The sequence below is a fragment of the Natrinema limicola JCM 13563 genome (assembly GCF_000337475.1).
In the GTDB taxonomy this organism is placed as follows: domain Archaea; phylum Halobacteriota; class Halobacteria; order Halobacteriales; family Natrialbaceae; genus Natrinema; species Natrinema limicola.
Genome location: NZ_AOIT01000017.1, coordinates 125,409 through 138,993, shown reverse-complemented (window position 1 = coordinate 138,993; position 13,585 = coordinate 125,409). Strand labels below are relative to the sequence as shown.

Below are 13,585 nucleotides of genomic sequence, written 5' to 3'. Positions count from 1 at the left end.
CTCACGATCACGAAATCCGGTGGTTTTCATGAGTAAACGCAACTCCAACGCGGATCGATTCCGCAAACAGGCGATCGCAGCCGATCTCGAGGAGCCGGTCACGGAGGCTCGGAACCTCGCACAGAAACTCGGCCTCGAGCCGTATCCAGTCAAGTACTGGATCATCGACTACGACGAGATGAACGAACTCATCGCCTACGGTGGGTTCCAGAGTCGCTACCCACACTGGCGGTGGGGGATGCAGTACGACAAACAGCAAAAGCAAGGCCAGTACGGCGGCGGGAAGGCCTTCGAGATCGTCAACAACGACAACCCCGCCCACGCGTTCTTACAGGAGTCGAACACGGTCGCCGACCAGAAGGCCGTCATCACCCACGTCGAGGCCCACTCCGATTTCTTCGCGAATAACGAGTGGTTCGGCATGTTCACCCGCGGCCAGTCCGACGAGGGGCAGGTCAACGCCGCTGCCATGCTCGAACGCCACGCACGGGCGATCGACGAGTACATGTCCGATCCCGAAATCGACCGCGCCGAGGTCGAGAAGTGGATCGACCACTGTCTCAGCCTCGAGGACAACATCGATCAACACCAGATCTTTACTCGCCGACTCGACGTCGACGGGCCGGCAGGCGCGGAGCTCGACGAGGATCTGGCCGAGAAGTTAGACGAACTCGAGCTCTCCGACGAGATCAAAGGCGAGGTATTCAACGAGGAGTGGATCGAGAAACTCGAGGACGAGGACATCACCGCCAACTTCCCCGAACAGCCCCAGAAGGACGTGCTGGCCTTCGTCCGCGAACACGGCAAGCAGTACGACGAGGAGACCGGTCGGGCGGTCGAGATGGCGGAGTGGCAACGCGATATCCTCGATATGATGCGCGCGGAGGCCTACTACTTCGCTGCCCAGAAGATGACGAAGGTGATGAACGAAGGGTGGGCTGCCTACTGGGAGTCGACGATGATGACCGACGAAACCTTCGCCGGCGACGACGAGTTCCTCAATTACGCCGACCACATGGCGAAGGTCCTGGCGTCGGGCGGACTCAATCCCTACAGCCTCGGGATGGAACTCTGGGAGTACGTCGAGAACACCACGAATCGTCGGGAAGTCCTCGAACGACTGCTTCGCGTCGAGGGCATCTCCTGGCGCAACCTCACCGACGTCGTCGACTTCGACGACGTCCTCGAGACGCTCGAGCCGCCGACGGCACTCGCGACGATCACCCCCGAGACGCTCGACGACCTCGCGGCGGTTCGAGACGAGTGGGTCGACCACGAGGCGCTCGAGCGCGCTCGCGCGGACGAGATCGACGTCTCGAAATACCCCTGGACGGTATTGACCTACGAGGGGCTGGCCCGACGCCATTACTCGCTGGTCAAACGGCAGAACCGCGGCTTCCTCGCGCGTGTGAACCAGAACGAACTCGAGCGGATCGGCCGCTACCTGTTCGACGACGCCCGCTATGGGTCGGTCGAGGAAGCGCTCGCGGACGTCGACTTCACCGCCGGTTGGGATCGGCTGTTCGACGTCCGGGAGAGTCACAACGACGTGACGTTCTTAGATGAGTTCCTGACCCAGGAGTTCATCACCGAGAACAACTACTTCACCTACGAGCACTCGCAGGCGACCGGCCAGTTCCACGTCACGAGCGACGCGGCCGAGGACGTCAAAAAGAAGCTGTTGTTGCAGTTTACCAACTTCGGGAAGCCGACCATCGCGGTCTACGACGGCAACTACAACAACGCCAACGAACTCCTGCTTGGTCACCAGTACAACGGCGTCATGCTCGATCTCGGACAGGCCAAAGAGACCCTCAAGCGGATCTTCGAGCTGTGGGGGCGGCCGGTGAACCTGCTGACGATCGTCAAGGAGGTCGACGATCACGACATCGAGGTGGCAAAACGGCGCAACCGCGAGCCTGAACCCGAAGAGCAAGGCAAACTCATCCGTTACGACGGCCAGACGGTGACGACCGAAGACGTCCCCTGGGAGGAAGTCGAGCACCTCGCTGCCGACGACGTCGATTACGACACCAAGCCCGACGAGTGGCTCGCCTAGAGGGGCCGACCGCCGGTCGTCCGTGTCGAGGTGTCTCGAGGCGTCGGTCAGCCAGAATGTTTTTACCGGTTATCCTCCATGCAGAGGACACAATGAACCGGGAAGGGGGTGAGACCGTCGAGCCTGGTGGTCGGGGGGCTGCCAGAGCCGATCTCCCGTCGGTTCTCGCACAACTCGACGGTCACGTCTCGGCCGACCAGCGGGCTGCCGTGCGCCGGATTCGAACTGCAATCGAGGACGAAGAACGGGCCGCGGCGTACGTCCCGACGGTGCCGAAACTCCGGGCACTGCTCGAGCAGCCAGACCTCGACTTTCACGACGAGATCGCTGCCTGTCTCGCCGCGCTGGCAGCCGAAGCACCCACCGACGTCGCGCCCTCGAGTGGAACGCTCGTGGCCGTCGCCCACGAGCATGCCGACCAGTCGATCGCGTGTGATCTCCTTCGCGCCCTCGCGGCTGTCGCGGCCGAGCGACCTGATGTCGTCGCCGAGCACGCCGACGCGATCGCCGACGTCCTCGAGCGTCGCCGTGGCTACGATCGCTGTGGGATCGAGGCGATCGCACACGTCTCGGAATACGCGCCGACGGCAGTCGAACCGGCAGGACCGATCCTTGTCGACGCGCTCTCGGTGCATCCGACCGAAACTGGTGGGCCGGCGCTTCGCGCGCTCGGTCGGCTGGCACGTTCCGAGGCGACGCTGCCGTCGCTCGAGTTCGTCACCGACGCGGCCGCGCTCGTGGCCCACGACGACCGATCGCTGCGACACAGCGCGATCGGCTGTCTCGGCGATGTCGCCCACCGTGATCCTGCCGCCGTCGCAGCGGTCGCCGCCGAGTTCGAGGCAGCGCTTTCGGTTCCCGATCCCGACACCCGGGCACTGACTGCGGCTACGATCGGCCACGTCGCTGCCAGCGCCGACACGGTCATCGAACCGATACGATGGGAGATATTCGAGTTACTCGCGGACGACAATCCACACGTCCGCGCACGCGCCTGCGTCGCGCTCGGTCACGGGCGTGTCGACGCGGCTGCGCCGCGACTGCGAGACCTCGCGCGGACGGATCCGGTCCCGACCGTCCGCGACCGGGCGGCGTGGGCTGTGGGTCAGCTATCGTAATTCCGTTATCGCGGGCGCGAATACAACCGGAACGTAATCGATCCCCGCGGTCGAAGCGTCTCGTATGACGTTTTCCGTCGACACCGACGCACGGCTGACGACCGTCGACGTGACCGACCAGATCGCCGCCGCTGTCCCCGACGACCTCGAGTCAGGGCTCTGTACGGCCTTTGTCAGGCACACGACGGCTGGCCTCGTCGTCCAAGAAAACGAGCCGCGGCTTCGGGGCGACATCGAGTCGTTCTTGGGCGAGCTCGTCCCCGACGAGGGACACGCCCACGACGACCTCGACGGCAACGCAGACTCGCATCTCCGGGCGGCGCTGATCGGGCCGGACGTGACGATTCCGGTCGAGAACGGGCAGTTGGCACTGGGGACGTGGCAGTCGGTGTTACTGCTCGAGTGTGATGGTCCGCGCACGCGGACGGTCTCCGTGACGACCGTCGGCGACTGACGAACCGCGACACGTGAGCCCCACCTTTGATGCAGTCGAATGATGTATGTGGTCGCATGTCATCGACGACTTCGTTCGACGTCGACTTCAGCGACACCGTGGCGGTGATCACCGGTGCGAGCGGGGCGCTCGGTAGCGCCGCCGTCGATCGGTTTCTCGAGGCGGGGGCGACGGTCTGTGCCGTCGACGTGGTCGGGCCCGACGATGAGGATAGTGTGCTCGAGCGCGATCCGGCCACCGAATCCAACCTCGCGTTCTACGACGCGGACCTGACCGACGAAGACGACGTGGCGGCGCTCGTCGAATCCGTCGTCGACGACCATGGTCGAATCGACCACCTGCTGAACATCGCCGGCACGTGGCGCGGCGGCGACCACATCGAGGACACCGATCTCTCGGAGTTCGACCTCCTGATGAATATCAACCTGAAGACGGCCTTTCTCGCCGCGAAACACGCCTTGCCCCACCTCCAAGAGACGGAGGGCTCGATCGTCAGTATCAGCGCGCGCTCCTCGCTCGAGGGCGGCGCGGGTGACGGCCCCTATCGGATCACGAAAGCCGGAATCCGACTCTTGACAGAGACGCTCGCCGAAGAAAATCGCGGAACCGTACGGGCAAACTGCGTGATGCCGAGCGTGATCGATACGCCGATGAACCGCGAGATGATGCCCGACGCGGATCACGAGTCGTGGGTCGACCCGCTCGAAATCGCCGACGTGATGGCCTTCCTCTGTAGCGACGGCGCGGCGGTGACGAGCGGGGCCGCCGTGCCAGTCTACGGGGAAGCCTGAATCGGACTCACGCCCGCAAAGTGGCCGGAAGCAGGCGTGCCGTTCAGAACCGACGATGCAGCGATGCTCTCGATCGACACGTCATCCGTCGGTGCGAGTCGAAAAATCGAGTCAGGCTGGCCTGTCCGAGACGGTCAGCCGAAGATACCGGTGAGGCTTCCGTAGACCTTGGTCGCGTTGTACAAGAGGACCACGAGTAGCAGAACGATGACCGGAACCCGGAGCGTCCAGATCCAGACCATGCCCCACGAGCCGAGATTGCGGAATCCTTTGTTAAGTTCCTCGAGTCCGAGGTCGGTCGCGAACCAGCCGACGTAGAGCGCCAACAGCAGGCCGCCGAGGATGAGCAGAATCTGGTTGGCGAGTCCGTCGTACACCGTCAGCCAGACCAGGCCCGACGACTGGTCGTAGGCCACGGGAACGCCGACGAGGAAGATCGCGATACCAAGGGCCATCACTGCCGGAACGCGCCCAATCCCGTGCTCGTCGATCAGGTAGGAGACGACGACTTCCATGATACTGATCGCACTCGAGAGCGCGGCGATCGCGACGGTGGCAAAGAAGACGGCACCGAGAATCCCGCCGAATGGGATGCTACTGAACGCCTCCGAGAGGCTGACGAAAATGAAGCCCGGGCCGTCAGTGGTCTCCGTCAGGTTGGCAGTAAAGAGGACCGGGAACGCCACCAGCCCAGCGGTAAACGCGATCAACGTGTCGAGGCCGACGATGATAACACCGTCCTTGGCGAGGTTTCGGTCCTCCCCAAGGTAGGACGCGTAGGTGATCATCACACCCATCCCGAGCGACAGTGTGAAGAACGCCTGTGCGGCCGCTGCAGGGAGGATGTCGGTCCAGTTCGACGCGATCGCACCCAGATCCGGCGAGAGATAGTACGCGTACGCTTCTCCGGCACCGGAAAGCGTCCCGGCGTAGACCGCCAGTCCGACCAGCAGCGCGATGATCGCCGGCACCATCAGCTTCACCGAGAGCTCGATACCGTCTTGGATACCGAACGCAACGATCCCGATGACGGCGGCCATGAAGATCGCGTGTGTAAGCACCGACGGCAATCCGCCAGTGGTCGCTCCGAACTGCGCGCCGGCACCGCCAACGGCGTAATTACCCTGTAGTCCGATAACGATGTACTGCAAGATCCACCCGGAGACGACGCTGTAGTACGAGAGGATGACGAACCCGGCGACGACGAACACCCAGCCGATCTTCGACGAGATCCCCTGCCCGATCTGTTTGAGCGCTCCGACGGGATTTCGCTCGGTGTATCGGCCGATTGTGAACTCAACCAGCATGACCGGGAAGCCGACGAACGCAATCAGTAGGAGGTAGACGACAAGAAACGCCGCCCCACCGAATTCACCGACTTGGTACGGGAACCGCCAGATGTTTCCCAACCCGACTGCGCTGCCGACCGCAGCCAGGATGAACCCTGTTCGCGTAGCCCATGATTCGCGTTGTGCCATACCCGCAGTTATCTATGATACGCCCATATAGCTTTCCGTGGCCGGTCGGATATGTATCGACTCTCGGTCAATAATCGTGAAGGAGTTACGGAATCCTTTTCCAGTTGGTCCTCGCACAACGCCGTATGAATCGCGCAGGGGTGTTCCCAGCATGACGATGGAGGATCGCATCGACGAACTCGAGGAACTCCGCGAAGAGGCCCGCAAGGGTGGTGGCGAAGAGCGAATCGAAAAGCAACACGACAAGGGGAAGATGACCGCCCGCGAGCGGATCGACTACTTCCTCGACGAGGGCACGTTTACGGAGTTCGACCAGCTCCGGACCCACCAGACGAGCCAGTTCGGCATGGAAGAGAAGAAAGTGCCGGGCGACGGCGTCGTCACGGGCTACGGCGAGGTCAACGGGCGAACCGTGTTCGTCTTCGCCCACGACTTCACCGTCTTCGGTGGCTCGCTCGGTGAGGTCTTCGCCGAGAAGATCTGCAAGGTCATGGACATGGCGATGGAAGTCGGCGCGCCCGTCATCGGGCTCAACGACTCCGCTGGCGCGCGCATTCAGGAGGGCGTCAAGAGCCTCGCCGGCTTTACCGAAATCTTCCGGCGCAACCAGGAAGCAAGCGGTGTCATCCCCCAGATTTCGGGAATCATGGGGCCGTGTGCTGGTGGGGCGGTTTACTCGCCGTCGATCACCGACTTCATCTTCATGGTGAAGGACACGAGTCACATGTACATCACCGGGCCTGGCGTCACCAAGACCGTCACCGGTGAGGACGTCACCCACGAGGAACTCGGCGGCGCGATGACCCACGCCGACAAGACCGGCGTCGCGCAGTTCGCCTGCGAGAGCGAGGAACAGGCGCTCGACGACATCAAGCGCCTGCTCTCGTATCTCCCACAGAACAACGTCGAGGACCCACCGCGCGTCGAGCCGTGGGACGATCCCGACCGCCGCGACGAGAAGCTCAACGACATCGTCCCGCCGAGCCCACAGAAGCCCTACGACATGAACGACGTCATCGACTCGGTGGTCGACGAGGGCTCGTTCTTCGAGGTCGCGGACAACTTCGCACAGAACATCGTCGTCGGCTTCGGCCGACTCGACGGCCGCTCCGTCGGGATCGTCGCGAACCAGCCGCGGGTCAACGCCGGCACGCTCACCGTCGACGCCTCGATGAAGGGGTCGCGATTCGTCCGCTTCTGTGACTCCTTTAACATCCCGATCGTCACGTTCGTCGACGTCCCCGGCTACATGCCCGGGACCGACCAAGAACACCGTGGGATCATCCGCCACGGCGCGAAACTGCTCTACGCCTTCTCCGAGGCGACGGTGCCGCTGCTGACCGTCATCACGCGGAAAGCCTACGGTGGTGCCTACTGTGTCATGGCCTCGAAGAACCTCGGCGCGGACGTCAACTACGCCTGGCCGACCGCCGAGATCGCCGTCATGGGCCCACAGGGCGCGGTCAACATCCTCTACCGCAACGAACTCGAGGAGGCCGACAACCCCGACGAACTCCGCGACGAACTCATCGAGGAGTACCGCGAGGAGTTCGCCAACCCATACACCGCAACGGACAAGGGCTTCCTCGACGACGTCATCGTTCCGACCGAGACCCGCCCGCGGCTGATCGACGACCTGAAAATGCTCGAGTCCAAGCGCGAGGACAAGCCCGACAAGAAACACGGCAACATCCCGCTGTAGTATGACCACACAGCAACAGTCCACCGCCGACGACGCGACCGCGTCAGCGCCGGCGGACGAGACGGCCGCAGCCGACGGCGACGCGTCCGGCCTCGAGGCAGCCCTGCCCGGCGACGTCTCCATCGACTTGCCCGACGACGCCGACGACGAGGAGGCCGCGGCGATCGCGGCTGCCATCGGTGCCCATCTCCACGATCACGCGCTCGCGGTCGCCGCAGCGGCGGGCGGCAGCGAGGAGACGTGGGACGACAAGCGCTGGGCCTTCGCCGGTCGAGTGCGCGCACAGCAACACCGAACCGTTCGCGTCCCGCGTGATGCGCCGACGAACGCGTGGGCGGCAGCGGGACGAACCGACCGGTTCTGAACACACCGGTAGCCGTTTTTTCGAGACGGACGTCGCTCGAGGCCTGTTTTGACGGCGTGTTTCGGTTACACGTCTGTGGGTGTCAACCAGAACGTGAATTAGATCACGTTCAGTGGCCACTATCGGACGGATTTCCCGTCACCATCCCATACTACCGGATAGAACGACGTGACGATCGGTCGCGCTGCTGCGGCCGTCACCGGTGGCGACAGCCGCGAATCCGCGACCGACATCGTCGTGACTGCTGTCCGGCAGTATCACCACACGTAGGGAATCAACCGGTAGGGCGTGCGGTTCAGAAACCGCTGATATGGCTCGCCGAGTTCTTCGGAAAGCGCGCGTTCCTCGATGCGAATACGGTAGACGTACGCTATGACGAGCGCGCCGACAACCGTGACGAGACTTACCCAGTTGCCAAGGACGAGGCCAATGCCGGTGTATTCGAGGAGACTCCCAGTGTAGGATGGATGTCGGACCCACCGATAGGGACCTGTATCGACGACCTGTTGGTCTTCGTGTATCTTGATCGTGGTCGTGAAGTAGTCATTCAACGTCCGTACTGCATACTGTCGGATGACACCGCCAACGAGCAGGACGACGATTCCTGCAGCGAACACGAGACGAGGCTGCCACAGGATTGCCAGTGAGGGAACCAGATAGACGGCGGCAACGCCCGCAAGGATACCGCCGCCACTGGCAACGCCGATAACCCGTTTCGACCCCTCATCTCGTGTCACGGCGGCCCCGGTATCGTCACGGCGACGACGGACCTCCCGTAGGATGTCCGGCCCCATCGTCACAGCCACTGCCGCGTAGAAGACGAGAAGATATACTGAATCGTTGAGTAGTGGTTCCATATGAGGACTGATTCGGATTGAAACCTGTTTAATTTTATCTAGTAGCTATATCGGTTAGAGGTTCCGTCCCTGGCATCGACTCGCGTTTGTTCCTCCGTCCGTACAATCGCTAATACGCTCTGATCGTACTCTTGTCCCCACATTTCCAATAGAGATGAAGACGCACCACCCGAGAGAAACAGCCGCTCTACTCCGATTCCGGGGTCGACTCCGAGTCGGCAGCCGTCGACGTGTCGGAGATGTCGATTTCCGTTCCCACATCGCCGCCCTCTTTGATCGCCCGTGCCTGTTCTTCCATCGCCTCGACGTCCATTTCCGCCTGTTCGTCGATTTCGCCAATGATGTCGGCGATGTCGTCGAGCCCGATCAGTTCGCGGGTTTCCTCGTCGAACTCGAGGCTCTCGAGTTCTGCCCCATCCGCTTCCACGTCGCTGCCCGCGAGGTGTTTGCCGTAGCGGCCGACCAGTGAGGTGAGTTCCTGGGGCATGACGAACGTCGTCGACTCGCCCTGGCCGATGTCGGCCAGCGTCTCCATNGAGTTCCTGGGGCATGACGAACGTCGTCGACTCGCCCTGGCCGATGTCGGCCAGCGTCTCCATGCCCTTGTCGATGACGGCGCGTTCGCCCATCGATTCGGCCGAGCGCGCGCGCAAGACAGTCGAGATCGCATCTCCCTGTGCCTCGAGGATCTGACTTTGCTTCTTCCCCTGCGCGCGGATGATGTTCGACTGTTTGTCACCCTCGGCTTTTTCGACGGCGCTGCGGCGTTCACCCTGGGCCTCGAGGATCATCGCCCGGCGGCGGCGCTCGGCGGAGGTCTGTTCTTCCATCGCGCCTTTAACGCCCTGGGAGGGGGTGACCTCGCGGACCTCGACTGATTCGACGCGGATGCCCCACTCGTCAGTGGGTTCGTCGAGTTCGGTACGGATTCGCTCGTTGATCAGCTCGCGCCGACTGAGCGTGTCGTCGAGTTCCATGTCGCCGATCACTGCACGTAGCGTCGTCTGGGCGAGGTTCGAGACCGCCCGCTCGTAGTCGTCGACCTCGAGGAACGCGCGCTTGGCGTTCATCACCCGGATGTAGACGACGGCATCGGCCGTCACGGGGGAGTTGTCCCGCGTGATCGCCTCCTGGCTCGGCACGTCGATCGTCTGGGTCCGCATGTCGAACGTGTAGAGCCGCGAGACGAACGGCGGGACGATGTTCAGGCCCGGTTCCAAGAGCTCGCGGTACTCGCCGAAGACGGTTAGCGCGGCTCTGTCGTACGCATCCACGATCTCGACCATCTGCCAGACCGTGATCACGACAAGCAAGAGCCCGATCGACCCGACGAGCAGGATCGGATCCTCGAGCACCGATTGTGTCTGGAGTGGACTGGCTACCAGCTCGTCCATCATCTGTATCAGGAGCTCAGTTCGCATAACGCTTGTCCATAACTACCATGCAACACACTATGTTCAGTCCGCGAGAATGGTTCGATAAGTAACAAAAGTACCCTGTCGCGACGAATCAGTTGCGAAAAAGTAACGTAGGCCCCTCACGACGGTTTCGACAGGAATGTTCAGGAAGGTTCTCGTGGCCAACCGCGGGGAGATCGCCGTCCGCGTCATGCGGGCGTGTGAAGAGTTGAATATCGGGACTGTCGCCATCTACTCCGAGGCCGACAAGGACTCGGGGCACGTCCGCTACGCGGACGAGGCGTACAACGTCGGCCCGGCACGAGCGGCTGACTCGTATCTCGATCACGAGGCCGTGATCGAGGCTGCACGCAAGGCCGACGCCGACGCCATCCACCCCGGCTACGGCTTCCTCGCCGAGAACGCCGAGTTCGCCCGGAAGGTCGAGGAGACCGACGGCATCACCTGGATCGGCCCGTCGGGTGACTCGATGGAGGCGCTGGGCGAGAAGACGAAAGCCCGAACGATCATGGACGAGGCAGACGTGCCGATCGTCCCCGGGACGACCGACCCCGTCACCGACCCCGAAGAGGTCAAAGAGTTCGGCGAGAAACACGGCTACCCGATCGCCATCAAGGCCGAAGGTGGCGGTGGCGGCCGCGGCATGAAGGTCGTCTGGGACGAGAGCGAAGTCGAAGACCAACTCGAGAGCGCCCAGCGCGAAGGTGAGGCCTACTTCGACAACGACTCGGTCTACCTCGAGCGCTACCTCGAGAAGCCGCGTCACATCGAGGTCCAGATCGTCGCCGACCAACACGGCAACGTGCGTCACCTCGGCGAGCGTGACTGTTCTTTGCAGCGCCGCCACCAGAAGGTCATCGAGGAAGGTCCCTCGGCGGCGCTCTCGGACGAACTGCGCGAAAATATCGGCGAAGCGGCCCGTCGCGGGGTCGCAGCCGCCGACTACACCAACGCCGGCACCGTCGAGTTCCTCGTCGAGGAGGAACCCGGCCGCGACGGACCGCTCGGCCCGGACGCGAACTTCTACTTCCTCGAGGTCAACACGCGGATTCAGGTCGAGCACACGGTCACCGAGGAGATCACCGGCATCGACATCGTCAAGCGCCAGATCAAGATCGCCGCCGGCGAGGAACTCGACTTCGAACAGGAAGACGTCGAGATCGACGGCCACGCGATGGAGTTCCGGATCAACGCCGAGAACGCGGCTAACGACTTCGCGCCCGCGACCGGTGGCACGCTCGAGACCTACGACCCGCCAGGCGGGATCGGCGTCCGGATGGACGATGCGCTCCGACAGGGCGACGAGCTCGTCACCGACTACGACTCGATGATCGCCAAACTCGTCGTCTGGGGCGAGGACCGCGACGAGTGTATCGAGCGCTCGCTGCGCGCGCTCCGTGAGTACGACATCGAGGGCATCCCGACGATCATCCCGTTCCACCGGCTGATGCTGACTGACGAGGAGTTCGTCGCGAGTACACACACCACGAAGTATCTCGACGAGGAACTCGACGAAACGCGCATCGAGGAAGCCCAGGAGCAGTGGGGCGGCGACACCGGCGACGGTGCCAGCGAAGAGGACGAGGAGGCCGTCGAACGCGAGTTCACCGTCGAAGTCAACGGCAAGCGCTTCGAGGTCGAACTCGAGGAACACGGCGCACCCGCGATCCCGGCCGGCGACGTCGACGCCGGCGGCGCACAGGCCAGCCGTCCGGAGCCGGCAGGCGGCTCCAGCAGTGACGAGGCTGACATCGCAGGCGACGGCGAGACCGTCGACGCCGAGATGCAGGGCACGATCCTCGACGTCGAAGTCGAGGAAGGCGACGAGGTCGCCGCTGGCGACGTGTTGGTCGTCCTCGAGGCCATGAAGATGGAAAACGACATCGTCGCCTCGCAGGGCGGTGAAGTGACGCAGATCGCCGTCGAGGAAGGCGAGAGCGTCGACATGGGCGACACGCTGGTCGTCCTCGAGTAACGCCGACGAGCGACTGCGGTTGCGATCCGTTTTTTGACGGTCCGTCGCGTTCGACGTGAGCCACATCTCCGTCCCGTCGACTGTGCCGGTCATACGGACTCCTGTCAGTCTGTTCCGGTGGGACCGCGACCCGCACTGCGGGCCCACCGGGACAGCGTGACAGCAGACCGTATCAGCCACCGCTCGAGACGCCGCGAGCCCCGCCGTCCGCGTCGTCCCAGGGGAGGGGGCCGTCGTAGCCCTCGGGGACGAACGGACAGAGCGGATCGCTCGCGAGCGGGTCGCCGGTGTGGGCGAACGCCCGCGAACGGCTCCCGCCGCAGACGTGGCGGTACGGACAGGCCCCGCATTTGCCCGAGAGCCGGTCGCGGTCGCGCAGCGACTGGAACAACGCCGAATTCCGGTAGCTATCGGTGACCGGCCGGTCGCGGACGTTCCCCGCGGATTCAGGGAGGAACCCCGAGGGGAACACCTCGCCCGTATGGCTGACGAACGCGAACCCGTCGCCTGCGACGATACCGGTCCGGCGCTTGACGCCTGGGTCGGGCGCAGCTCCCTTCTCGCCGCCAGCGGCTGTTTCTCCCTGTCGTTGCATCACGACCCGCCGATACTGCGGGGCTTCGGTCGTTTTGACCCCGAAAGGCTCCGTCTCGCTGACCTCGGCCAGCCACGCCATTACCACGTCGGCTCGCTCCGGTGTGATCGGCTCGAGGATTCGGCCGCGGCCGACGGGCACGAGGAAGAAGACGCTCCACATGACGGCCCCGAGGTCGGTCAACAGCTCCCGAATCGCGGGGAGTTCGTCGACGGTTTGCCGGCAGACCGTCGTGTTGACCTGGACCGGCAGACCGGCCGCGCGAGCGTCTTCGACGGCTCGGATCGTCTCCGCGAAGCTGCCCTCCTCCCCGCGGAAGGCATCGTGAGTCTCAGCTGAGGCACCATCGAGGCTGACGGCCATGCGCTTGAGGCCAGCATCGGCCATCGCCTCGATGCGGCCTGCGGTCAGCGAACCGGTCCCGCTGGGCGTAATCGTCATCCGGAGTCCGAGATCGTCACCGGAGGCGATCAGTTCCTCGACGTCGTCGCGGACGAGTGGGTCACCGCCCGAGAGGACGACCAGCTGGCCGTCGCCGAATTCGGCCGCGTCCTTGAGCAGCGCCTTCCCCTCCGCCGTCGAGAGCTCGTCGGGATGACGTTGGGGCTTAGCGTCGGCTCGACAGTGATTACAGGCGAGGCCACAGGCCTGGGTGAGTTCCCAGATGAGGACGAACGGTCGCTGGGCTGTCTCGAGTGTGCCGGGACGCATATCGGGAGCTGGGTGTCAGAAAGCCGAAAATACGACCCGTCGTTCCCGATGGCTGAGAAAACG

Annotated in this window: 10 protein-coding genes and 1 pseudogene; 7 read left to right on the top strand and 4 right to left on the bottom strand. The window is 63.6% G+C overall.

Going from position 1 to position 13,585, the window contains the following annotated elements; genetic code table 11:
• Positions 1-28 precede the first annotated feature (28 nt).
• The 4 genes from C476_RS04050 (at position 29) to C476_RS04035 (ending at position 4,422) form a co-directional block, all read left to right on the top strand.
• Entirely contained in the window at positions 29-2,059 is a 2,031-nt protein-coding gene (locus C476_RS04050) for a SpoVR family protein (protein ID WP_008010114.1), read from the top strand.
• Between the two features lie 92 nt (positions 2,060-2,151).
• The gene (locus C476_RS04045) at positions 2,152-3,177 is read left to right on the top strand and encodes a HEAT repeat domain-containing protein (RefSeq protein ID WP_049911577.1); all 1,026 of its coding nucleotides are present in this window, start codon (positions 2,152-2,154) and stop codon (positions 3,175-3,177) included.
• Between the two features lie 64 nt (positions 3,178-3,241).
• A complete protein-coding gene (locus tag C476_RS04040; RefSeq protein ID WP_008010110.1) occupies positions 3,242-3,631 on the top strand; it encodes a secondary thiamine-phosphate synthase enzyme YjbQ in 390 nt (129 codons plus the stop codon).
• Positions 3,632-3,687: 56 nt separating this feature from the next.
• Entirely contained in the window at positions 3,688-4,422 is a 735-nt protein-coding gene (locus C476_RS04035; RefSeq protein WP_008010108.1) for an SDR family oxidoreductase, read from the top strand.
• A gap of 134 nt (positions 4,423-4,556) precedes the next feature.
• Here C476_RS04035 and C476_RS04030 read toward each other — a convergent pair whose 3' ends face one another.
• Positions 4,557-5,900: a sodium-dependent transporter gene (locus C476_RS04030; RefSeq protein WP_008010106.1), complete on the bottom strand. Its 1,344-nt coding sequence runs from the start codon at positions 5,898-5,900 to the stop codon at positions 4,557-4,559.
• A 157-nt stretch (positions 5,901-6,057) separates the two neighbouring features.
• Between C476_RS04030 and C476_RS04025 the strand changes: the two genes are divergently transcribed.
• Both C476_RS04025 and C476_RS04020 read left to right on the top strand, forming a co-directional pair.
• Positions 6,058-7,602 carry an acyl-CoA carboxylase subunit beta gene (locus C476_RS04025; protein ID WP_008010104.1) on the top strand — a complete coding sequence of 515 codons (1,545 nt, stop codon included), beginning with the start codon at positions 6,058-6,060 and terminating at the stop codon, positions 7,600-7,602.
• Position 7,603: 1 nt separating this feature from the next.
• The gene (locus tag C476_RS04020; RefSeq protein ID WP_008010102.1) at positions 7,604-7,966 is read left to right on the top strand and encodes a hypothetical protein; all 363 of its coding nucleotides are present in this window, start codon (positions 7,604-7,606) and stop codon (positions 7,964-7,966) included.
• A 257-nt stretch (positions 7,967-8,223) separates the two neighbouring features.
• Here the strand turns inward: C476_RS04020 and C476_RS04015 are convergent, their stop codons facing one another.
• A complete protein-coding gene (locus C476_RS04015; protein ID WP_008010101.1) occupies positions 8,224-8,823 on the bottom strand; it encodes a methyltransferase family protein in 600 nt (199 codons plus the stop codon).
• 187 nt (positions 8,824-9,010) lie between these two features.
• Positions 9,011-10,217, bottom strand: a pseudogene (locus C476_RS04010) (SPFH domain-containing protein).
• A gap of 163 nt (positions 10,218-10,380) precedes the next feature.
• Between C476_RS04010 and C476_RS04005 the strand changes: the two are divergent.
• Entirely contained in the window at positions 10,381-12,216 is a 1,836-nt protein-coding gene (locus tag C476_RS04005; protein WP_008010099.1) for an acetyl-CoA carboxylase biotin carboxylase subunit, read from the top strand.
• A 172-nt stretch (positions 12,217-12,388) separates the two neighbouring features.
• Here the strand turns inward: C476_RS04005 and C476_RS04000 are convergent, their stop codons facing one another.
• Positions 12,389-13,522, bottom strand: a complete 1,134-nt coding sequence (locus C476_RS04000) for a TIGR04053 family radical SAM/SPASM domain-containing protein (RefSeq protein WP_008010098.1) — start codon at positions 13,520-13,522, stop codon at positions 12,389-12,391.
• Positions 13,523-13,585 lie beyond the last annotated feature (63 nt).